15 protein-coding genes and 1 tRNA gene are annotated in these 23,331 nt (G+C 62.4%); 7 read left to right on the top strand and 9 right to left on the bottom strand.

The genetic code is table 11. The features are described from left to right. The first annotated feature begins 169 nt into the window (after positions 1–169). Complete coding sequence (locus tag M2360_RS16000; protein WP_280776263.1) at positions 170–8,632, top strand: cadherin-like domain-containing protein; 8,463 nt, start codon at positions 170–172, stop codon at positions 8,630–8,632. 205 nt (positions 8,633–8,837) lie between these two features. Here the strand turns inward: M2360_RS16000 and M2360_RS15995 are convergent. The 4 genes from M2360_RS15995 to M2360_RS15980 all read right to left on the bottom strand — a co-directional run bounded on the left by M2360_RS15995 (position 8,838) and on the right by M2360_RS15980 (position 11,785). Next, positions 8,838–8,913 (bottom strand) — tRNA-Lys (locus M2360_RS15995). Positions 8,914–9,042: 129 nt separating this feature from the next. Next, positions 9,043–9,939, bottom strand: a complete 897-nt coding sequence (locus M2360_RS15990; protein WP_280776262.1) for a PhzF family phenazine biosynthesis protein — start codon at positions 9,937–9,939, stop codon at positions 9,043–9,045. 2 nt (positions 9,940–9,941) lie between these two features. Further along, positions 9,942–10,682 (bottom strand): NUDIX hydrolase, encoded by a 741-nt coding sequence (locus M2360_RS15985; RefSeq protein WP_280776261.1) that lies wholly within the window; start codon positions 10,680–10,682, stop codon positions 9,942–9,944. Then, a complete protein-coding gene (locus M2360_RS15980) occupies positions 10,679–11,785 on the bottom strand; it encodes an endonuclease/exonuclease/phosphatase family protein (RefSeq protein ID WP_280776260.1) in 1,107 nt (368 codons plus the stop codon). Before M2360_RS15980 ends, M2360_RS15985 begins: the two co-directional genes overlap by 4 nt. A gap of 199 nt (positions 11,786–11,984) precedes the next feature. Here M2360_RS15980 and M2360_RS15975 point away from each other — a divergent pair, with 199 nt between their 5' ends. Both M2360_RS15975 and M2360_RS15970 read left to right on the top strand, forming a co-directional pair. Next, positions 11,985–12,356 carry a DUF4189 domain-containing protein gene (locus M2360_RS15975; protein WP_280776259.1) on the top strand — a complete coding sequence of 124 codons (372 nt, stop codon included), beginning with the start codon at positions 11,985–11,987 and terminating at the stop codon, positions 12,354–12,356. A 277-nt stretch (positions 12,357–12,633) separates the two neighbouring features. Further along, positions 12,634–13,863, top strand: coding sequence for an adenylate/guanylate cyclase domain-containing protein (locus M2360_RS15970; RefSeq protein ID WP_280776258.1), 1,230 nt, complete (start codon positions 12,634–12,636; stop codon positions 13,861–13,863). Between the two features lie 8 nt (positions 13,864–13,871). Here the strand turns inward: M2360_RS15970 and M2360_RS15965 are convergent, their stop codons facing one another. The 4 genes from M2360_RS15965 to M2360_RS15950 form a co-directional block, all read right to left on the bottom strand. Further along, positions 13,872–14,666 (bottom strand): YdcF family protein, encoded by a 795-nt coding sequence (locus tag M2360_RS15965; RefSeq protein WP_280776257.1) that lies wholly within the window; start codon positions 14,664–14,666, stop codon positions 13,872–13,874. A gap of 81 nt (positions 14,667–14,747) precedes the next feature. Next, positions 14,748–16,721, bottom strand: a complete 1,974-nt coding sequence (fhuB, locus tag M2360_RS15960; RefSeq protein ID WP_280776256.1) for a Fe(3+)-hydroxamate ABC transporter permease FhuB — start codon at positions 16,719–16,721, stop codon at positions 14,748–14,750. After that, positions 16,718–17,614, bottom strand: a complete 897-nt coding sequence (locus M2360_RS15955; protein WP_280776379.1) for an ABC transporter substrate-binding protein — start codon at positions 17,612–17,614, stop codon at positions 16,718–16,720. Before M2360_RS15955 ends, fhuB begins: the two co-directional genes overlap by 4 nt. Continuing rightward, positions 17,604–18,389 (bottom strand): ATP-binding cassette domain-containing protein, encoded by a 786-nt coding sequence (locus M2360_RS15950; RefSeq protein ID WP_280776255.1) that lies wholly within the window; start codon positions 18,387–18,389, stop codon positions 17,604–17,606. Before M2360_RS15950 ends, M2360_RS15955 begins: the two co-directional genes overlap by 11 nt. A 143-nt stretch (positions 18,390–18,532) precedes the next feature. On the opposite strand from M2360_RS15950, the gene M2360_RS15945 reads away from it, so the two are divergent. From M2360_RS15945 to M2360_RS15935, 3 genes are read left to right on the top strand one after another with little or no spacing between them, the layout of a single operon-like run. Beyond that, positions 18,533–19,417 (top strand): AraC family transcriptional regulator, encoded by an 885-nt coding sequence (locus M2360_RS15945; RefSeq protein ID WP_280776254.1) that lies wholly within the window; start codon positions 18,533–18,535, stop codon positions 19,415–19,417. Continuing rightward, positions 19,414–19,569, top strand: a complete 156-nt coding sequence (locus M2360_RS15940) for a hypothetical protein (protein ID WP_280776253.1) — start codon at positions 19,414–19,416, stop codon at positions 19,567–19,569. Before M2360_RS15945 ends, M2360_RS15940 begins: the two co-directional genes overlap by 4 nt. Further along, positions 19,566–21,746 (top strand): TonB-dependent siderophore receptor, encoded by a 2,181-nt coding sequence (locus M2360_RS15935; RefSeq protein ID WP_280776252.1) that lies wholly within the window; start codon positions 19,566–19,568, stop codon positions 21,744–21,746. The genes M2360_RS15940 and M2360_RS15935 overlap by 4 nt, the downstream gene beginning before the upstream one ends. 87 nt (positions 21,747–21,833) lie before the next feature. Here the strand turns inward: M2360_RS15935 and M2360_RS15930 are convergent, their stop codons facing one another. Beyond that, positions 21,834–23,000 (bottom strand): AI-2E family transporter, encoded by a 1,167-nt coding sequence (locus M2360_RS15930; protein WP_280776251.1) that lies wholly within the window; start codon positions 22,998–23,000, stop codon positions 21,834–21,836. Between the two features lie 179 nt (positions 23,001–23,179). Between M2360_RS15930 and M2360_RS15925 the strand changes: the two genes are divergently transcribed. Next, positions 23,180–23,329 (top strand): hypothetical protein, encoded by a 150-nt coding sequence (locus tag M2360_RS15925; protein WP_280776250.1) that lies wholly within the window; start codon positions 23,180–23,182, stop codon positions 23,327–23,329. Positions 23,330–23,331: the final 2 nt, after the last annotated feature.

Here is a 23,331-nt window from a genome sequence, read left to right as displayed (position 1 = left end):
CAGAATTCCACGCTCGAACACAAACTTAGTTTTGCTAATTATTTGTTAACCTCCCCCAAATGGGGGGTGAAACAAAATAGAAACTCTGTTTCGCTCCCCGTCTCATCGACGAAAACAGGGACATGATTGCTCCTGTGCCGTTTGAGGAAAAATAAAGGGGGAATTCAGCATGGCCGTCGTCGTTGGGCAAGTGAAAAATGGTGATTATACGTCTGAAATACTTCAAACGGAAGTCACGGAAGATAATACCGATCCTTCCGATCCGATTTATTACGTTTTCGACAACATCTATGGCGACGGCGGCGACGACGTAATATCCGATGGGCTGGAGGGCGGCGATTTCGCGGGCTATTCCGTCACCCTTTACGGCGGGGACGGAAATGACACGGTCACGGGTGGATCCGGCGCCGATTATCTTTCCGGAGACAACGGCAACGACATTGTCGACGGCGGCGATGGCGATGATCAGATACATGTGTCGGGCAATTACAGCAGCGGAACCAGCGATACGGTTCTGGGCGGCGGCGGATCCGACACGATCTCAGGTTCTCTGTCAGAAGACAGTCAATCATTGTCCGTCGATGGCGGAAGCGGCGACGACGCCATCGAGATATATGGCAGCAGCTCATACGTCACCATCAGCGTGACGGGCGGCGAAGGCACCGATACATTGATCGCCTCCGGGTCGTTTTCCTCGACCTCTTCGATCGATGTCGAAGTTGTCTCGGCCGGACAGGTGAGCGTCGACGCCGACTTCTTCGATGGGGCGCAGACGCTGGTCGGCGCTGATGGGTATGACAGCGCCAGTATCACGATCACATCCGAGGGATCCTTCGCGATCGGCGCGATCGAGAGCGGCTTATCGGGCTATGTCACAGGCTCAGCGGGCGCCGACACGATCGACGTTTCCGCCGCCGACGCCAGTTGGAGTGTCTACGGCTATGACGGCGATGACACGATCACCGGCGGGACTGGCGCCGATTTGCTCTCGGGCGATGACGGCAGCGACATCGTCGACGGTGGAGACGGCGACGACCAGATCGATCTCGGCGGCAGCTATACGGAGGGAACGTTCGATATCGCCCTCGGCGGCGGCGGAGCCGATACGATTGGCGGATCGCTGTCTTATGAGAGCCAGTCGGTGTCGGTCGACGGCGGGGCGGGCGATGACGTCATCACGATATCCGGCGCCAGTTCCACGGTCACGGTAACAGGCGGCGAAGATGTCGATACATTTGTCGCAAGCGGCTCATTTTCCACCGCCTCGTCGCTCGATGTTGAAGTGGCGAAAGTGGGCTATGTCACCGCCGACGCCGACTTTTTCGACGGCGCGCAGACATTGGTGGGAGCCGATGGGTATAGCAGCGTCGAATTTACCCTGAGTTCTGAGGGATCCTTCGCCATCGGCGCGATCGCGAGCGGCCTGTCCGGATATGTCACGGGCTCGGAGGGCGCCGACACGATCGACGTTTCCGCCGCCGACGCCAGTTGGACCGTTTACGGCTCTGACGGCAACGACACGATCACCGGCGGATCAGACGCCGATTTGCTCTCGGGCGATGACGGCAGCGACGTGATCGACGGGGGAGACGGCGCCGACCAGATCGACATCGATGGCAATTATACAGAAGGGACGCTCGATATCGTCCTCGGCGGCGGCGGCGCCGATACGATTGGAGGATCGCTGTCTTATGAGAGCCAGTCGGTGTCGGTCGACGGCGGGGCAGGCGATGACGCCATCACGATCTCAGGCGCTAGTTCGAATGTCACGGTAACAGGCGGCGAAGGGGTCGATACATTCGACGCAAGCGGCTCGTTTTCCGTCGCCTCGTCGCTCGATATCGAATTGGTGAAAGTGGGCTATGTCACTGCTGACGCCGACTTTTTCGATGGCGCGCAGACGCTTGTCGGCGCTGATGGGTATGACAGCGCCAACATTACCCTGAGTTCTGACGGCTCGTTTGCGATCGGTGCGATCGAGAGCGGCCTGTCCGGATATGTCACGGGCTCAGAGGGCGCCGACACGATCGATGTGTCCGCCGCCGACGCCAGTTGGACTGTCTATGGTTCTGCCGGCGACGACACGATCACCGGTGGGGCCGGCGCAGATTTGCTCTCGGGCGATGACGGCAGCGACGTGATCGACGGGGGAGATGGCGACGACCAGATCGACATCGATGGCAATAATACGGAAGGGACGCTCGATATCGTCCTCGGCGGCGGCGGAGCCGATACGATCGGCGGATACCTGTCTTATGAGAGCCAGTCGGTGTCGGTCGACGGCGGGGCGGGCGATGACGTCATCACGATATCCGGCGCCAGTTCCACGGTCACGGTAACAGGCGGCGAAGGTGTCGATACATTTGTCGCCATCGGCTCATTCTCCGCCGCCTCGTCGCTCGATGTTGAAGTGGTGAAAGTGGGCTATGTCACCGCCGACGCCGACTTTTTCGATGACGCGCAGACGCTTGTCGGCGCCGATGGATATGACAGCGTCAACATTACCCTGAGCTCTGACGGCTCGTTTGCGATCGGCGCGATCGCGAGCGGTTTGTCGGGGTATGTCAGCGGCTCGGCTGGCGCGGACACGATCGACGTGTCCGCCGCGGACGCCAGTTGGACCGTCTATGGGTCTGACGGCGATGACACGATCACCGGCGGGGCTGGCGCAGATTTGCTCTCGGGCGATGACGGCAGCGACGTGATCGCTGGCGGCGATGGCGACGATCGCATTTCTATTGATTCAAACTCTTTGCAGACAACCCGCGACACGGCCTTTGGAGGCGAGGGCAACGACACGATTACCGGAGAGGCCTGGGATACCGGACAATCGATGTATGTGGATGGGGGCATAGGCGATGACCTCATCGACATATCGGGATCCGACTCCATGGTCACGCTAATGGGCGGCGACGGCGTAGACACCGCGATTGTCAGCGGTTCATTCGCGTCCGGCTCAACCATGGACGTTGAGATCCTGAAAGTCGATTATATCACCGCCGACGCCGACTTGTTCGACGGCGCGCAGACATTGGTGGGGGCGGATGGGGATGACAGCGTCGACATTACCCTGAGTTCCGAGGGATCTTTCGCGATCGGCTCCATCCAAAGCGGCCTGGCCGGATATGTCGACGCATCCTCGGGCAATGATCTGGTGGATATCTCTGCCGCCGATGTCGGCTGGACTGTCTATGGCAATGGCGGCGACGACACGATATCCGGCGGCGACGGCGACGACTCCATCAGGGGTGGTGAAGACAATGACGACCTGCAGGGTGGCCATGGATCGGACACCTATTATTTCGAATGGGGCGATGGCGTCGACACAATCTTGGAAACCGACGCCGGCGCGGAAAGTTCTGGAGTGAACCTCGACACTGACGCTATCGTGCTCGGATACGGCATTACCGAAGATGATGTCACGATCAGGCAATCGGACGGGGATCTGGTGATCTCGATCGACGGCAGCGACGCCATCGTCATCGATGGCTTCCTGGACGGATTGTCCAACCAGGTCGAAGAGCTACGCTTCGAAGACGGCGCCGTTTGGAACCTTCCCCAGCACGCCGGCATCACGACGGAGGGCGACGACACCGTCTATGGTTCGTCTGCGGACGACACGATCGACGGGCGCGGCGGCAGTGACTTGATTTACGGCGAAGGCGGCAATGACCAGCTTGATGGCGAAGCCGGCAATGACACGGTTTTCGGCGGCTCCGGGAATGACACGCTCGTCCAATCCGCCGGCGACGACGACCTGGATGGCGGCTCCGGCGACGACACCTATGTCTATCTCGACGGAACGGTTGAGATCACCGATTCCTCTGGCGAGGACACGCTCGACCTGTCCGGCGCCGAAGGTCCGGCGGTCATTGATCTTTCCACCGGTGGAACCGTCAATGGAAAGTTGGTCACCCTGGTCGGCGGCAGCGTCGGCGGCTCCACGGGGGGACCGTTGCAGGTCGTGTTCTCGCAGGATCTTACCGGCTCCTTCGGGGACGATTTGCCGATGGTGCTGGATCTCGTGCCGCAGATCATCGATGCGATCAGGGCGTTCGATCCCTCCGCGACCTTCGGCTTGACCTCCTTCATGGACAAGCCCATCGGGTCGTTCGGTGACGAGGGAACCGATTACGCCTATGCGACGAATCTGGCGCTGACGTCTGATATCATCGACTTCCTGCAGGCCTATAACGCGCTCACCCTGGGCGGCGGCGCGGATGGACCAGAATCGCAACTGGAGGCGGCGCTGCAGATCGCTCTGCGGACTTCGGAGATTGGCTGGACGGCGGATGGCGTGAAAATCGCGATTATCCTCACCGACGCGCCGCCTCACGTGGCGGGCGACGGTGCGAGCGAGGGCATCGGCACGCCCAATGACGGCGACACGGTTCTCGACGGAACACCCCCGTCGACGGGAGAAGATTATCCCGGGTTCAGCCAGCTGGCCGATGCGCTGCGGGCCGCGGGCATCACGCCGATCTATGCGGTGACCGATGGTTCCGAAGCCGTCTATCAGCAAATGGTTGAGGATGCAGGCTTCGGCGCCGTGGTGACGTTGAATTCCGACAGCTCCAACATCGTCGAGGTCATCCAGTCATCGGTCGGCTTCGTGACGGGTGTGTCGACCATCGAAAACGTCGTCGGCACCCGCTTCGGCGATCAGATCACCGGGACCGTCATCGACAACAATCTCGATGGCGGCGAGGGGGATGACACCTTGGCCGGCGGCGGCGGCAATGACGAGCTTGTCGGGGGCAAAGGCAATGACGTGATCGACGGCGGCACCGGTGTCGACACCGCCATTTTCTCCGGAACGCGCGCGAATTATCAGATCACCGAAAATGAAGACGGAAGCACGACGATCATCGATCTTCGCGGCGAGGGTTTCGACGGAACCGATCAACTCAACGGCATTGAGATCCTGAAATTTTCCGACGAGACAGAAGGCAGCGCAAGCGCGCCGGAGGATCTCCAGCTGTCGGGCGCGGTGGTTGACGCCGATGCGCGCGCGGGCTCCGTGGTTGGCGTGCTCTCGGCCTATGACGCCGACGGAGATCCTCTGACCTTCACGCTCGAAGGAGACTCCGCCGACATTTTCGAGATCGTCGGCAACGAATTGCGTATCAAGGCCGATATCGACCTCGATCCGACAAGCTCGCCGCCTATCTCCGTCATCATCAAGGCGACCGATCCGACGGGCCTGTCGACGCTCGGTTCGTTCGAGATTGCGGTGGAAGACATCAACTCTCCGCCGGAAAATCTCGCGCTCACCGCCAATGCCGTCGACGAGAACGCCGTCATCGGCACGGTGATCGGGCTGATCTCGGCCAGCGATCACGAAGGCGACGCCATCACCTATTCTCTCTTGGACGACGCTGGCGGGCGCTTCACCATCGTCGGCAACGAATTGCGGGTCGCCGGTCCGATCGACTATGAGTACACCTCGTCTCTCGCGGTTATCGTGGCCGCGACCGACGCTTTGGGCAATGTCACCGAAAAAACCTTCGACATCACCATTGGCGATGTCGACGAACTGCCGTCGACCGGCCAGGCGGCTCTGGTGAACGGGTTGGGCGGCGATTCCGGCTTCGGCGAGAATGCGCTGACGCGCAATGACGACGGCTCGTCTTCCGCCATCGACATTTCCTCCGTCTTCCAGGACGGCATCAATTTCTTCGGGACGCGCTTTGACAGTATTTATGTGAACAACAACGGCAATATCACCTTCAACGGAGGTCTTTCGACCTATACGCCATTCGGTATTGCCGGCTCTTCCATCCCCATCATCGCCGCCTTTTTCTCGGATGTGGACACGCGTAGCGGCAGCGTCACGCCGACGGAGGGAGGAACCAGCGCCGGCTCCAACCTCGTCTGGTATGACATCGACGCGGCCGCCGGCGTGGTGACCATCACATGGGACGATGTCGGCTACTATTCCAACAACACCGACAGTCTCAACGCCTTCCAAATGCAATTGGTCGACACCGGCGATGGTAATTTCTCGGTGATCTTCCGTTACGAGGACGTCAATTGGACCACCGGCGACGCGAGCGGCGGCGTCGACGGACATAGCGGCGCGATCGCCAGCGCCGGCTATTCGGCGGGAGACGGGGTGCATTATGTCGAACTGCCGCAATCGGGCATCGAGGACGACATGCTGGGCCTCGACGACAATGCAGGCAATACCGGCTCGGTCGGCATCTGGCGCTTCGATGTGGTCAATGGCGTCGTCGCGATTGCTCCAGTCGCGACACAGGACGCCGTCGATCTCGCCAATGGCGGCGTCGAACCCATCGTCATCGACGTCCTCGCCAATGACTACGATCCCGACAGCGGCGCGGTAACGCTGGAATCGATCGGATCCGATCCAACCCAGGGCGTTGCGTCCATCGTGGACGGCAAGATTGTCTACACGCATAGCGGAACCGGGTTCTATTCGGATAGCCTGAGCTATGTGGTCCGCGACGATGAAGGGGTGACCACGACGGGTCTCGTGACCATCACCTATAACAATGACGCGCCGTCCTCCGCCGACGCCGACGCCGATATCAGGGCAAACGAAGTCTATTCTTTCTCCAGCGAGGACTTCGCCTTTGTCGACGCCAATGGCAACGCCCTTCAGGGGGTGAAGATTGTCGGTCTTCCGCCGGTGGGCACGCTGCTGCTCAATGGGGTTGCGGTGACGGAAAACCAGGTCGTCCTGGCCGAAGACATTACGGGATTGACGTGGGCCGCTCCTCCGGGGCTTGCGGTGGGAGAGGTCGTTGCGTTCAATTTCGCCGTTGTCGACGACGGTGGATCCGCCTTTGGCGGCAAGGACACGGATGAGACGTCGAACGTCTTCACGTTCAATATCACCGCGAACATCGTGCCGACAGGGGCTGCGACGGCCGTTCTCGCTGCTGGAATCGAGGATCAGGACTACATCGTATCGGCGGCGGATCTGCTGGTTGGCTTCACGGACGCCGACGGCGACACTCTGTCCATCGTCGATCTCGCGGCGTCAAATGGCGCGGATATCGTCGACAATGACGACGGCACGTTCACCATCAAGGCGGCCGCCAACTTCAATGGCGAGCTTGTTCTGACCTATGCCGTCTCCGATAGTTTCGGCGGCGTGGTGAGCGGCAGCCGGAGTGTGGTGATCGGCGCGGTCGATGATGCGCCTGTCCTTGTCAATCCGATCGCGGGCCAGTCGATCGCGGAAGACGGATCCTGGAGCTTCACGGTCCCAGCCGACACGTTCGCCGATATCGACAGCGCCACGCTTTCGCTTGTCGCTTCGCTCGAGGGCGGCGGCGCCTTGCCAGAGTGGCTGTCCTTCGAGGAGGGAACCTTCACGGGCGTCCCGCCGAAAGACTTCAACGGTGAAATCAATCTCGTCGTGACGGCGTCCGACGGCGCATCGTCCGTGTCGACGGGCTTCGTGCTGAGCGTGACTCCGGAAAACGATCTGCCTGTTCTCGTCACAGCCATCGAAGACCAGACGACGACGGCGGGAGCGGCGTGGAGTTTCACCTTGCCCGTCGACGCTTTCGAGGATGTGGATGGCGATGACCTTCTTTATGCCGCAACTTTGGCGGATGGCGGCGAACTGCCGGAATGGCTGAGTTTCGATCCGGAAACGGGTGTCTTCAGCGGCGCTCCCGGCGAAGACGATGTCGGGATCATCTCGGTCATGGTGACGGCGTCTGACGGCTCCTCGTCGGCCTCGGATGTGTTCGACATTGATGTCGCATCGCCGAATACCGCTCCGACGGGCATCGCGCTCAGGGACAGCAAGATTGACGAGGATGCCGAAGGCGGCGATCTCGTCGGCAGGCTGAAGGGCGTGGATCCCGATGATGGCGACTCTTTGAGCTTCAGCATCGTTGGCGGCGCTCGGGAGATGTTCGATATCATCGACGATGAAATCGTCCTTGCCGAAGGAAAATCCCTCGATTTCGAAACGAAGAAATCCTACTCGATCACGGTGCGGGTCACCGACTCCGGTGGCCTGTCCTTCGAAAAGGACTTCACCATCAAGGTGGTCGATGTCGAGGAAGCAATTGTCGGCACGGCGAGGAACGATCGCCTGAGCGGCTTTTCCAGCGATGACATTCTCAGAGGCCTCCGCGGAAACGACATTCTGGAGGGGATGGCTGGAGCGGACGAACTCGACGGCGGCAGTGGCGCCGATACCGCGTCCTATGACAACGCGAAATCCGGCGTGATCGCAAGTCTTACTCGCCCGGGCAAGAACACCGGCGACGCTGAAGGCGACAGCTATATCAGCATCGAAAATTTGTTGGGTTCAAACTTTGCGGACAAGTTGACCGGAGACAAGAACGACAATGAACTCGATGGCGGGAAGGGGAACGACATCCTGACCGGCGGCCGCGGCAGCGATCTGTTCATTTTCGGAGCCAAATATGGGAAGGACATGATCATGGACTTCACAGGCGACGGCGCGAACGGCGACGTCATCGACCTGTCGGATGCGGCCGGGATCACCAGCTTCAAGGATCTGAAGAAAAATCACATCGACAATGTCGGCGACAACCTTCTGATCACGGCGACTGACGGATCCAAGCTGGTGCTCGCCGATATGGAAATCAGGGACTTGGAGAAGAACGACTTCCAGTTCTGAAAACCCGATACGCAGCGCTCTTTCCCCAATCGGGGGGAAGAGCTTCGACATGCGATAAAATAAAGAGATGATGCGTTAAGAGCGAATCTGAAAGATCGCGACGTGCTTTAGGACATCCGGTTCCGGCAGAGGATATAGCCAAACGGCAAAAACCGGTCACGCTGACTCGGCGATGATATCTCGAAATTCAATATCTGAAGAAGTCTGGTGGGTGATGTAGGGTTCGAACCTACGACCCGCTGATTAAGAGTCAGCTGCTCTACCAACTGAGCTAATCACCCGTTCCAGTCGCGCCGTTTGCGCGTCTGACGGGGCGTATAAAGGGGTTGCCCGGGCTTGGCAACCCCTCGACCGTCACAAAACTGAAAAAAATCCACAGGGTTGGACAGGCCTGCAGAAGGATTGAAAAGTCACAGGAAAATCTCTCCCGCCGCCAGCCGTACCGCTTGGCCGCCGATGCGGGCGCGGATCACGCGGCCGCCTTCGGTGTCGATATGTAGATGGATATGCGAGGTCCGGCCCATCTCGACGCCTTGCTCGATGAACAGAGCGTGATGGCCATCGGTGAGACCGTCGAAATGCTGGATGGCGCCGCTCATCGCCGCCACTGCGCCGCCGGTCGCTGGGTCCTCCGTGATGCCCATGTCGGGGGCAAACATGCGGGCGTGGAAGCTGGCGCGATGATCCTCGCCGCCGCGGCAATAGAGATAGCAGGCGCCGGATGGGACCGTCTTCGTCCAGAGTTTCGGGTCGAAGCGCACGGCCGCCGCTGCCGCCAGCCCCGAGACCGGGACCATGACGAAAGGCACGCCGGCGCTCCACAGCGACAGTCGGTGGTTTTCGAAGCCGAGATCGGCGGCGCTCAGGCAAAGCGCGTCGGCGATGGCCTGCCGGTCGAATTCCGCCGGAATTTCTTCCGACAGGCGCGGCAGGTCGAATTCGGCGAAGGACGTCTCGCCCGCCGCGAGGCGGACGGCGGCGCGCACCGGGCCAACCTTTTCCTCCAGCATGCTGACGAGATCGATGCTCGCGCCAGGCGCCTGGCGTTCGGCGAGCGCGATGGCCGCGCCCACGGTGGGGTGGCCGGCGAAGGGCAATTCACGGCCGGGCGTGAAGATGCGCAATTGCGCCGCATGAACGGGATTTTCAGGCGGCAACACAAAGACGGTTTCGGACAGGTTGAACTCGGCGGCGATCGTCTGCATTGCCGCATCGGAGAGGCCGGATCCGTCGAAGACGACGGCGAGCGGATTGCCCTTGAGCTTATCGGCGGTAAAGACGTCGTAGATGGCGTAGGCGCGGGACATGATCATCCTTTCTGATCGAACAGCCAATTCAGCACGAGCGGCATGAAGGCGGGATAGTCGTGGGCGTGTGGATTCGCGTCGCGGATCGCCAGCGCGCAGTCGATTTCGGGTTCGGGATCATCCGCCACATGGGCGGCGATGCGGGCAAGCATCTCATCTGCAGTCATGTCGAAGAAGACGCGGCGAAACACGGTCACCGTGTTGTCCGACTGCACCGCGTAGCTCTGAAGGTCTTGCCTTGCCGCCGCGATGTCGAAACCGGTTTCTTCCAGCACCTCGCGGCGCATATTGAATTCGAGGTCGCAATGGCCGTCGATGACATCGCTCTCATCCATCGAGCCCGCCGCGCAATAGACCCGGCCGGGATTGGCGGTGTGCGCCCCCATGCGGATGGCGATCAGCGCGCCGTCCGACGAGATCGGCAAGGGCAAAGCGAAGAGATGATAGCCGCCCACCGGTCGCGCCAGCCTCCGCCAATGCAGGAATGTAGCGAAAGGCGCGAGATAGGCCTCGCCATCGATATGTCCGTCGGCGAAGGACAGATTGCGCTGAAACACCATGCGGCCATTGAACAAGGCGGGATTGGCCGCCACTTCGCGCGCCCAATTCTCGTCGATCGCCGCCTGGTTCTCCAGAACCCACGGGTGATCCCCGTCATGGACGACGAGGCGATGACCTGCGACCGGAAACACCCGGCCTGCGGACGGAAAGCCGGCGGCTTCGAGACTTTGATGGTTATTCACGGCAGATGAAGCTCCATGACGACGGGGCAATGATCGGACGCCTTCGGCCGGTCCCAGCCGATACGCGGATAGCGGTCGACCTCCTGTCCAGGCGGAAAAGGGGTGCGAAAAGGTTGACCGGCTCTGACGATGTCGGGCGCACCCTTCGAATTGGCCGCCGACAGCGCCTGCGAAAGCCAGATGTAATCGAGTTGGCAGAGATGCCGCTCCTCAAGCCCGCGGGCGTGAAACAGGGTCCAGCGGTCATCAACGGGCCGGCGGGCCACCGCGTTTTCCGCAAAACCGTCGCTGCTGAACACATCGAGCGCGCTTTCGTCCTCGTCCTTTGGCGTGAAGGAAAAGCCCGTGCGACGGTTGCCGTCGATCAGCAGCCTCTCCTGGTAATCGTTCATGTCGCCGCAAATGACGAAATTGCGGTGCGCGACGCCGTCGCCGAAGCGCGTTTCGATAATGCGCCGGACGGCGCGAGCCTCGGCGCGGCGCAGCGCCATGGTCGCGGTGCGGCCGTCCATGCCGTCGCGCGGACTGGTCATGGATTTGAAATGGCACACGAAGAGCGTCAACCGTTTGCCGCCGATCCGGACATCTAGCTCCAGGCAGTCGCGCCGGAAGATGCGGTCGTCGGGCTTTTCCGTCGCAGTCAGCGCCTCCTCATAGAGGCCGAAGTCGCGGAAGGTCACTTCGGCGTGGCTGCGAATGTCGATGAATTCGATCGGCGCGCCGTCGCGGGTTCGCTCTCGCATCATCACCGCCACCTCGATGCCGCGGCTGTCATTGCCCTTGATCAGATATTTCTGACGGTAGCCTTCCCCGACCATCTTGTAGAGATAGCCATATTCGAAGGCGTTGAGCGCATCGAGGCTTTCGACCTCCTGCAGGCAGAGAATGTCGGCGTCCGCGTCGGCAATGGCGAGCGCAGACATTTGCCTTGTGTCGTCGGTCGACGAGACCATGCGCGCTTGTTCCAGCCGCTGGTAATCCGCTTCCGAATCGATGGTAAACAGTCTGAGGGCGCGATCCTGGCGGAGTTGGTTGCGAAAGCCGGTGAAATCGAAGCGATTCAATAGATTTTCGATGTTGAAAGTCCCGATCCGAACGGCCATCACTGTCTCCGTTGACGCTTGGTCACGCTAGCACGGGCCCGGAGCCCAAGGCAAACCGGCAGCCGCATCGCGCCGTCTGCAAACCAAATTTGGGTGCAGCTCAAATCGCGATTGATGGTCTTGCACGGGGCGTGGTTAAGTGCGCGCCGAGCGCGGGCGAGCCCGCATCACAGACGGAAACCAAGGGGAGTTCTCCGCAATGAAAAAGATCCTGTTTGCCTGCGCCATCGCGTCGGGCTTGATGACGTCGCCGGTCGCGGCGTTCGCCGACGACCTGTTTGGCGCCATCGCCTATTCGGGCTCAACCGGCTCGTTTGGCTGGAGCACGGGCTTCAACTCCCGCCGCGCCGCCGAACGCGAGGCGCTTGGCAATTGCGCCGACCGCGCCAATGATTGCGAAGTCGCCACATATTTCAAGAATGCCTGCGGTTCGCTTGCGGCGGGATCGAATGGCGGCTGGGGCGCCAATTGGGGCGATCACATGGGTGAAGCCGAACGCAAGGCGATGAAGATCTGCAAGCAGAACGACAGCGGTTGCTCGGTCATCGTCACCAAATGCGCAGACGATTGATCTAGGCGTCGCCATTCGCAACGTCTCGCCCGCCGGCCATGTCGGCGGGCTTTTTGTTATGGATGGCCGCGCCTTTGACGCCCTGCATGGCAAAGTGTCTTGCGCCTTCTGCGGAGCCATGTACCGTCTCTGCAACAGGGCGGTTTTTTTCTAATTCGCGCCTTACATTCGGCTGGAATGAAACTATGTCTGCTAAGCGATTTGGCGCCCTTCGTGTTTGGACCCATGGACCAACAGTGGCGGGCGGCTGTCGGACAAGCGAGAGGGCATGCATGCAATGACGACAGCACAGGATAACCAGGGCGCCGCACAACACCACCGGCCCGACCCGTCCGAAGGCGTCTGGCCATTGGCGCGCAATCCAGTGCTGGATTGGCTCGTGAGTGAAACACGGAGCGAGCGGTTTCTGGACAATCTGTTCCGCGACATGTGTGTGCGGTTGAACGCGGCCGGAATGATGATCGGCCGCGCCACCATTCATTTGAGGGTGCATCACCCGCAATGGCTGGGCGCGCGCATTCTCTGGCGGCGCGGCATGGAGGAAGCCGAGATCGATACATTCGATTACGGCATCGAAGAGACGCCGCAATTCCAGCGCAGCCCGGCGCGGCTGCTTTATAGCGGCGTGAATGAGGTGCGGCAGATCCTCGGCGATCCCGCGCTGGAAGAGTATTTTCCGCTCTATGGCGATCTCTTTCGCCAGGGGCTGACTGAATATCTCGCCTGGCCGCTCGAATACACGCTCGACAAGAAGCATATCATCACATTCTCCAGCGATCGGCCCGGCGGCTTTGAGCCGTGGGAGATCGTCGCGCTCAGGGATATCCTGCCCATCTTCGCGCTGGCGTCGGAAGTGCGGGTGAAGAACCGCATGGCGCGCACGCTGCTCGAAACCTATGTCGGCCCGCATGCCAGCGAACAGATCCTCGCCGGCGCCTCCACGCGCGGCAGCGGCGCGACGATCGAGGCCGCGATCATGATCTGCGATCTCCGCGATTTCACCTCGCTGTCGGACCTGTGGCCGCGTGACGACGTCATCGACATGCTGAACGCCTATTTCGACGCGCTGTCGGAACCGATCGAGCATCAGGGCGGCGAGATCCTGAAATTCATGGGCGACGGGCTTCTGGCTATATTTCCGCTGTCAGACCCTCAGGCCTGCGCAAAACTTCTGCTGGCCATCCGCCATACGAGCCGGCGCATGGAAGCGTTGAACCGTGAGCATGAGCAGCGGGGATTGCCCAATCTCCGCTTTGGCACGGGCGTTCATATCGGCGACGTGATGTATGGCAATATCGGTTCGCGGCGCCGGCTTGATTTCACCGCGATCGGCCCGGTCGTCAATATCGCGTCGAGGCTGGAAACTCTGACCAAGGATCTCGGCCGCAGCGTTCTGCTGTCGGGCGATTTCGTCGAGCGCGCCGGCTGCCAGGACGAGGTCGACGGCGTCGGCCTCCATGTCCTGAAGGGCCTCGGCCATCCCGTCGACGTCTACGCCTTGCGCTGAAATGGTAGTCAGGGGGCGGGCATCAGCGTCTTTGTCCGCCCTGACAGCCAGTAACCGAAAAGGCCGATCCATTCATGGGCGGCGAGATCGAGATTGGTCAGCCCGACTGCGGTTGAGCGCGGGCGGTTGAGCGGATGCGCCAGTCCCCGGGTGCGGTAATCGACGGGGTAGGGGATGAAATTGAGCCCCTGTTCACGAAACACCGCCACCGAACGCGGCATATGCGAGGCAGAGGTCAAGAGCAGCCAGCGCTCGCCGGATTTCGGCGTGATCGCCTTTCTGGTTTCGACAGCGTTTTCGAAGGTGGTGCGTGAATTCTCCTCCATCTCGATCCGCTCGGGGGCGACGCCCATGCCGATCAGCGCCTGCCGGGCAAAGGAGGATTCGCTGACGCGGCCCTTGTCGGTGTCCGAACTCCAGCCGCCGGAAAGAAAAACGCGCATGGTCGGGAAGCGATTGGCGAGCGCCGCCGTCTCGGTCACCCGTTCGGCGGCGTCGTTGAGGATCACCTGGCCTCGCTCCATCGACAGATGCAGGTCGACAGCGCCGCCGAGCATCACCACGCCGGTCGGCGGCTCCGTGAGATCTGGAACCGGGAAGCGATCCTCCAGCACGGCGACCGGCAGATTGCCCAGCGGGGTGAAGCCGGCGGCGATCGGTATGGCGAGCGCCAGCGCCGCCGCCATGACGCCGAGCCTGCGCCAGCGAAACAACAGCAACAGCGCCGCGAGAGCGCCGAGCGCGACCATGATGTTGGACGGCAGGATCAGCGTGTCGACGAGCTTGGACAGAAAGAAGAACATGTCGGCTCCTGATGGGCGGGCGGGCGGCTGTGATGCGCAGACCCTATAAGCAAATCCTTTCGAAATCGAAAGGCCGGGTCTTCAGTCGCGACGGCGGTTCATCAGCAGAGCGAGCATGGGCGCGCCGATCATCGCCGACACCAGGCCCGCCGGAATCTGATAGGGGAAGGCGAGCATGCGGCCGCACCAATCCGCCAGCGCCATCAGGGCGGCGCCGATCAGCGCTGCGCCAAGCGTCTGGGCGCCGGCGTGGCGAAGGCCGGCCTCGCGGGCGAGATGCGGCGCCATCAGCCCGATGAAACTCATCGGTCCGACCGTCAGCGTTGCGGCGGCGGTGAGCAGCCCCGCGAGCGCGTAGAGCGCCAGGCGGATCTTCGGCAAAGCAAGACCCAGCGCCTGCGCCGGCGCCGGGCCGAGCGGCAGGATCTGCAGCCAACGCCGCGTCATGGTCGCCAACGCAACGAGGACGAACATTGCGGCGAGCGAGATCACGGCGGTCTCGACGTCGACGGCATAGGTCGAGCCGCTCATCCAGCGCATCAGCGCCATGCCGCGCGGATCGCCCATCGCGCTCATGGCGCCGGACAGGGCGTCCGCCATGGCGCTGATCGCCACGCCGGTCAGCAAGACTCGCTCGGCGGCGAAGCCCGATCTGCGCCCCATGGCGAGGATGCCCAGGAGCACGAGACCCGCGCCGAGGCCGGCAAAGCCAAGCTGCAGCGCCAAGACGGGGGTGGCGACGATGAACAGTGACAGCGCCATGCCCATGGTCGCGCCGGCGCTGACGCCCAGCACTTCGGGGCTCGCCATCTCGTTGCCGGTCAGGCGTTGCAGGATGACGCCCGCGACCGCGAGCATCGCGCCCGCGCCGAGCGCGGCGAGGGCGCGGGGGCCGCGATAGGGCATCACATCGAAAAGCGCCTGGCCGACGGACAGTTCGAAGCTGCCGTCCAGACCCCTGCCGACTAGCAGGGCAACGACGATGATCAGGATCGCCATGAGGATAGCCAGAATAGGCGCCCAGGCGGGCGTCGACCGCTCGGCCGCCACCGGAGCGGCGCTGGCGCGAAAACGCGTCTTCAGCCGTGGCAACAGGATGAGCAGCAGCGGTGAGCCGAAGACCGCGGTCACGGCGCCGGTCGGCAGCGAATCCGAGAGATCGCCGAGCAGCGCCACCAGCGCCGCGTCAGTCACCGTCAGCAGAGCCGCGCCGATCAGGCTCGACCAGATGAACAGCGACAGCGGCCGCCGCGCGCCGCTGATGCGGGCAAGGAGCGGCGCCACGAGACCGATAAAGCCGATGACGCCGACGGCGGCGGTGGCGACAGCGGCGAGCGTCACGGCGATGGCGACCGCTGCGAACCGGGCGTAGCGCACTGAAAGGCCTCGGCCGGCGGCGCCGTCCTCACCGAGATCGAGCAGACCGAGCGGACGGACTGCCAGAAAGGCGAGCGCCGAAAGCGCGGCGAGTTTCGGCGCCAGCGCGAGCGGTACCGTCCAACTTTGCTGTGACAGCGAGCCCGCGCCCCAGACATACAGGCCGACCAGATAGCGATCGTTCATCAGAATCAGGATGGCCGACAAAGCGCCGCACCACAGGCTGATCACCATGCCCGACAGCACCAGCGAGAAGGGGGTGAGGCCGCGTCGGGCGCCGATCAGGAAGACGAGGCCTGCGGCGATAGCGCTGCCGGCGAGCGCAATTCCGTCGCGACCAAGGGAGAGGAGCGCGGGCGCATAGAGCATTGCTGCGGCGAGCGCCAATTGCGCGCCGGCGGCGATGCCGAGCGTGGTGGGCGAGGCAAGCGGATTGCGCAGCGCCTGCTGCAGGATCGCGCCGGACAGCGACAGCGCCGCCCCGACCATCAGCGCCGTCGCGATGCGCGGCAAGGCGGCGTTCAGGAACACGAGTTTCGCCATCTCGTAGCCGGCGGCGGACGGATCGAGCGCGAAAAACCTGTCGATCCTGGCAGAGATCAGCAGACCTGCGAGGAGCGTCAGCCCGAGGGTCAGAGCGAGCGGGCTGCGGCGCGGATCCAAAAGGGAAAGGGTCATGAGCGTGCCTCGATCGCCGATGTCAGCAGGTCCGCGAAGCGGGTGGCCTCGGTCACCATGCCATAAGCGAGCGCCGGCGGCAGAATGGACAGGCGACCCGTGCGGTTGAAGGGCAAGGCCTGCCAGATCGGGCTCTGACCGATCTTGGCCATGACGTCGCGCGGCGTGGGTTCGAAGAGAATGGCGTGGGTGGAGTCGCCGGCAGCCGCGCCGAGGCCTTCAAGTCCGGTCATGGCGAAACCCCAGTAATTGCAGGGCGATGTCCAGGCGTTCTTGACGCCCAGGCGGTCGAGCGCGCCCTGATACAGCCCCGGCGCGCCATAGACATAAGCGTGGCGGTCGTCGATCAGGTAGAACAGCAACAGATCGCGTTCGGGCAACCGGGCCAGGCGGCTGCGGCAATCGGCGAATAGCTGGTCGGACCGGTCGAGATAGGCCGAAATCGCTGCGGATGCGCCGAGATAATCTCCCATCCGCCGTGTTTCGGCGATCGCCTTGGGCAGCACCGGCTCGCCCGAACCATCGAAGACGGAAATCCGCAGGCATGGCGCGATGTCCTTGAGCTTTGGCAGCAACGCGTCGAGATACGGCGTGGTGATGATGAGATCGGGTTTCAGCGCCGCCAGCAGTTCGAAATTCACCTCCCAGGCGCTGCCGAGATTGACGACGCCGGCCGGCAAAGCGGGCGCGCCCATCCATTTGTCCCAGTCGGCGGCTTCGGCGACGGCTGCCAGCGCGCCGCCCGTCTCGATCAGCGTCGCGGCGACGGCGTAGTCGAGCGTGGCGATGCGGCGGAAGCGCGGCGCTTCGGCGCGGGCGGACAGAGCGAGGGGGACGACAGCCAGGCTGGCGATCACCGCGCGGCGGCTGAGGGGGAGGCGATCAGGAAACATAGGCAAGCGGAATGTCGAGGGCGGGATGCGGCATCACCGTCATGTCGACGCCGTAGATCATGCGCAGCGTTTCATCGGTCATGATGGCGCGCGCCGGACCGGAGGCGACCAGCTGGCCGCCCTTCAGGGCGTGGATGTCGTCGGCGAAACGGGCGGCCATGTTGACGTCGTGCAGGACGATGATCACCGACAGCGACTTTTCGCGCGACAGGCGGCGGATCAAGGCGAGAAGTTCGAGCTGGTGGGCGATGTCGAGCGCCGAGGTCGGCTCGTCCAAGAGCAGGCAGCGGCTGTCCTGCGCCATCAGCATGGCGATCCAGGCGCGTTGGCGCTCGCCGCCCGACAGGGTTTCTACCAGGCGGTCGCGCATGGACGCCGTATGGGTGATTTCTAGCGCCTCTTCGACCATGGCGCGGTCGAGCGCCGTGAAACGGCCGAGCGCGCCATGCCAGGGGTAGCGGCCGGCTGCGGCCAGTTCGGCTACCGTCATGCCTGCCGCCGTCGTCAGGTCCTGCGGCAGATAGGCGACCTCGCGGGCGAAGCGACGGGCGCCGAAGGCGGCGACAGGTTCGCCGGAAAACAGGATGTCGCCGCCAGACGGTGCGATCTGCCGCGCCAGAAGCTTGAGTAGCGTGGATTTCCCCGATCCGTTATGGCCGATCAGCGCCGAAACGCAGCCGCTCTTGAAGGCGATCGACACGTCGTCAAGCAGCATCCGGTCGGCGACCTTGAAACTCAGTCCGCGTGTGGAGAAGACCGGCTGTGTGTCAGACATCTCAGTTCCTTTCGCGTCACCCCGGTATCCGGGCGCCCTGTCGCGTCATCTGCGTTGAAACGCCGCTATATAATATGATAGGTTAAGTCAAGTTAACTCGCGGACGCGCCCCGCGCCACGCATGGACAAGGTTTCGCGTCTCGATGAATTTCGTTCCCCGCATGACCAATCGCATCGGCGGCTATACGGTGGAACGCTATTTCCAGCGGCGCTACTGGAACGGCATGGCCGCCGATCTCTGGGATGTGACCTGCGCGCCCGGCGCGGGCGGCTTCTACAGCGCTCGCGATCCGCGCCTGTTCGTGGCGCTGTCCGCCGATGGCGCCAGCGACGCCCGGTTTGAGATGCGCGAAATCGGCGGACGGAGCCGGGGGCTCAGCGTCGCCCCTTTCATCTCCTTTATTCCGGCCGGCATGGACATCGAAGCCTATTCGCATGGCGTCCGTTCCGTCCGGCATCTGGATCTGCATTTCGACGCGGAGACGCTGGAACGACGCTTCGGCGAGGATTTTTCGCCGGCGGCTTTCGAACAGCCTCGGCTTATGGTGTCCGAGCCGAGGCTGTTTGCTCTGGCGGAGCTTCTGGCGCGCGAATGCGTGTCCGAAGAACCGTTGCATGATCTCTATGGCGATGGGCTGGCGCTTGCTCTGCTGGTCGCCGTGATGAAGGTGCCGGTCTCGCAACGGCGCATGCGCAGCAAACTCGCGCAATGGCAATTGCGTCAGGTGACGGATTTCATCGAGGACAACTGCCTGCGCACCATCCGGCTTGATGAACTTGCGGCCATCGCCGGCCTGTCGGCCTGTTATTTCAGCCACGCCTTCAAAGCGTCTACCGGTCTGCCGCCGCATCAATGGCAGATGCGGGCGCGAATCCGTCGCGTCAAGACGAGACTGACCGAAACGCGCCAGCCGCTCGCGGAAATCGCTGCGGAAATGGGTTTTTCGGACGCCGCGCATCTGACCCGAATGTTCCGGCGTCATGTCGGATCGCCGCCATCGGTTTGGCGCCGGGATCGGCCTGATTGAGTGACGCCCACGTCAATCCTGGTGATTTTGAACAAAAACGTTCAAGCCCGCAAAAGAACGGTCAAGCAGCGCGCGAAAAGCTGACTTATACAGTCATCTTATCATCAAGCGTGAAGCAGGCGCGTGAGCGCTCGCAAAGGGGACAAGCATGACACAGATGAAGAGAGGGGCGAGCCGTGCGGCGTGGCTCGCGGCGGGCGTCGCGGCGATCGCGCTTGCGGCGGCACACGGCGCGGCCGCCCAGGAGGCCACCCAGCTCAAGAAGATCGTCGTCGAGACGGACGAGAAGGCCGCGGCGAATGGGCCGGTGAAGGGCTATGCGGCGGAAGCGACCGAGGCGGGCGCCAAGATGGCGATGCCGATCGCCCGCGTGCCGCAATCGGTGAGCGTGATCGGTCGCGAGGAGATCGAGGATCGCGCCGTGTCCGGCAAGATCGACGAGGCGCTGCGCTATGCGTCAGGCGTCACCGCCCAGCCGTTCGGCAGCGATCCCGACACCGACTGGGTCTATATCCGCGGCTTCGACGCCACCCAGACCGGCGGCTATCTCGATGGCCTCAATCTCCAGAGCTATGGCTTCGGGGGCTTCCAGATCGATTCCTATTTTCTTGACCGGATCACGGTGCTCAAGGGGCCGTCCTCGGCGCTCTATGGCGGCGGCAGCCCGGGCGGCATCGTCGACATGACCCGCAAGACGCCGACCGACCAGCCGCTTCTCTCCACCGAAGCCGGCGTCAACAATTTCGGCAATGGCTATGTCGGCTTCGACGCGTCCAACGCAATCAAGGACAGCGCCTTCAGCTATCGCCTGACCGCCAAGGTTTCGGGCGGCAATTACCAGACCGATTACGGCAACGACCTGCGCAGCGCGGTCATGCCGCAACTGACCTGGAGCCCCGACGACGCCACCAAGCTCAACGTCTTCGCCTATTACTCCACGCTCGACCAGCGCCATGGCGCCGGCAGCTTCCTGCCCTATTACGGCACTGTGAAGAACGCGCCCTTCGGCAAGGTCGATCCGGACAACTATTACGGCGAACCCGATCTCGACGAGGGAACGACGCGGCAGACCATGATCGGCTACAGTTTCGAGCACGAACTGGAAAGCGGCGTCACGCTCAAGCAGACGCTGCGCTACGGCCATGTGAAGAAATACGAAAACGCGCCCTACACCTATGGCTGCTATGACGCTGTCACCTATTTCAGCGATTGCTCGTCGGCGGATGCGGCCAATGCCGAATTCTACCGCATCGGCTTTGAGCATCACACCAGCGTCGACGCCTTCAATGTCGACACCCATGCCGAGGGTTCTTTCGATACCGGCCCCGTCAGCCATGATCTGATGGTCGGGATCGATTATCGCTATTTCGGCATCGACCAGGTGCAGGCCTCGGGCTATGCGGCGCCAATCAGCGTGCTCGATCCCGAATATGGCGCCGACATCGTCACAACGCCTTACCTGATCCAGGATCTGGTGCAGCAGCAGGTGGGGCTCTACGCCCAGAACCAGATGCGTTTTGGCGCCGGCTGGGTGGCCACACTCAACGGTCGCTATGACTTCGTGCATACGGATTCCGATTATGACCTCGGCGGAACGGACTATGTCGCCGACAACAAGGCGCTCAGCGGTCGTGCCGGCCTCGCCTATGAATTCGCCAATGGCGTCACGCCTTATGTCAGCGCCTCGACCTTCTTCGATCCGGTGATTGGCACGACCGCGAGCGGCGAGGGGCTTGATCCTGAGGAGGGCTACCAGCTTGAGGCGGGCGTCAAATACCGCCCCGATTTCATCGACGGCGTGTTCACCGCCTCCGTCTTCCAGATCGTCAAGCAGAACTGGACGCTCACAAACCCCACGACTTACGCCAGCGAACAGATCGGCGAAGTGAAATCCCGGGGGATCGAGTTGGAGGCCAAGGTCGATCTGACCGAGCAATGGCGCGCGGTGGCCGGCTTCACCTATCTCGACATGGAGATCACCCAGCACAATGTGGCGTCCTATGTCGGCAATTCGCCCTATCTGATCCCGGATGTCTCCGCTTCGGCCTGGCTCGATTACAAGCTGCCGGTCGGCATGCTGGACGGCGTCAGCATCGGCGGCGGCCTGCGCTATCAGGGCAAGAGCTGGGCGGATATGGAAAACACGCTGCGGGTTCCGGGCGCCGTGGTGGCCGACGCCGCCATTCGCTACCAGAAAGACAATCTCGGCGTTTCGCTGACGGCGGCCAACCTGTTCGACAAGGAGTATGTCACGGGTTGCCAGGGAACGCTGGTCTGCTCCTATGGCGCGGGCCGCACTGTGATGCTGAAGATCAACAAGCTCTGGTGATGGGCAGGCAATAGGGCATAGAGCTGATAGGGCAAGGCCGGCGGATCGACGATCCGCCGGCCTTTTGCGGGGTGCAACGCTTGCGGCTCAGGGGCCGTCCATCTCAGCGGCGGCCGGCAGCAGCTGGGCGTCGTTGGCCTGTTTGGCCTCGTAGACCCATTCCCGCCAGATCGAAACCAGCAGCGCCATCAGCACCGGGCCAACGAACAGACCGAGAAAGCCCATGGTCTTGACGCCGCCGATCAGGCCGAAAAAGGTCGGCAGGAACGGCAGCTTGATCGGGCCGCCCACCAGCTTGGGCCTAAGCGTCTTGTCGACGATGAACAGTTCCACCGAACCCCAGGTGATCAGCGCCACGCCGGCCATGAAGTTACCGCTGGCGGCGAGATAGATCGACACCAGCGTGAAGGATAGCGGCGCGCCGCCGGGAATGAGCGCCATGACGCCGGTAATGATGCCAAGGGTGACGGGAGAGGGCACGCCGGCCAGCCAATAAGCGACCCCGAGCACGATGCCTTCGCCGATGGCGATGATGGTCATGCCCGAGACGGTGGAGCTGATCGTCAGCGGCACGATGCGTGACACCCGCCGCCAGCGCCCGGGCAGCACCTGCTCGCCGAGCTGATCGAGTTGGGCGACGAGATGTTCGCCATCGCGATACACGAACAGCAGCGTGATCAGCATGAACAACAGGCTGAGCATCTTCTGGAAAGCGGTGGCGCCGACCACCAGCACGCCCTGGCCGATATTGCCGATATTGGCGCCCGAAACCACCTGCACCAATTCGCCGAAGCCTCCGGGCTTGCCGAAATGGGTTGTCCATTGTTCGCTGAGGACGTCGCCGACCAGCGGCACCTGCATCAGCCAGGCGGGAGCCGGAGCGCCAGCGGCGTTGGCCGCCACGGCCCATGCCGTCCAGACCTTGATTTCCTTGACGGCGGCGATGATGGCGATCGACAGCGGCGCCACGATCACCAGGAGGACCAAAGCGAGCGCGATCGAGGCGGCCACCGTCCGCCGCCCGTTCACCGTGGCGAGCAGCCGTTTGTAGATCGGCCAGGTGGCGAAGCCGATCACCAGCGCCGCCAGCACCGGCACGACGAAACCATAGAAGAAATAAACCCCGGCGATCAGCACGAACAGCAAGAGCCAGCGCGCCGCCGATGTCGGCCCCACCAGCGCCGAGCGCCGCTGCGTCCGCTGCGCCGGCTCCGCCAAAGGCGTGATCTGGGCTGGGTCTGTGATGATCGCCATGTCTTTTATCTCGCAAGCGCCGTTATCCGCGCGATTCGCTAGCCCAAGGCCGGGCCATAGGGAAGCGTCTTAATAGTCGTGATTGATGAAAATATTGCGGTGGACCGAATTAGGTGAAGATTGAGGAACTTTCGAGGCTGACCGTGGGGTTGGGGCGCTACGTCTCACAGGAAGTTTTCATGCATGAGTTCACTATCACCACATTGCTCCGCATCATCGTTGGCGGCCTCAATTGTCTGCTCGTCGGTCTGTCGGCGCTTTGGCAGATTGTTCCGTTCTTCCGCTCGCTGTCGACGAGCGAAACCAGGGCCAAGGCAAATCTCCGATAAGC

Origin of the sequence: Rhizobium sp. SG_E_25_P2 (assembly GCF_029892285.1) — a bacterium.
Taxonomy (GTDB): domain Bacteria; phylum Pseudomonadota; class Alphaproteobacteria; order Rhizobiales; family Rhizobiaceae; genus Rhizobium_E.
Note: the sequence above shows the minus strand (reverse complement) of the source record. Positions and strands in the feature narration are given on the sequence as shown.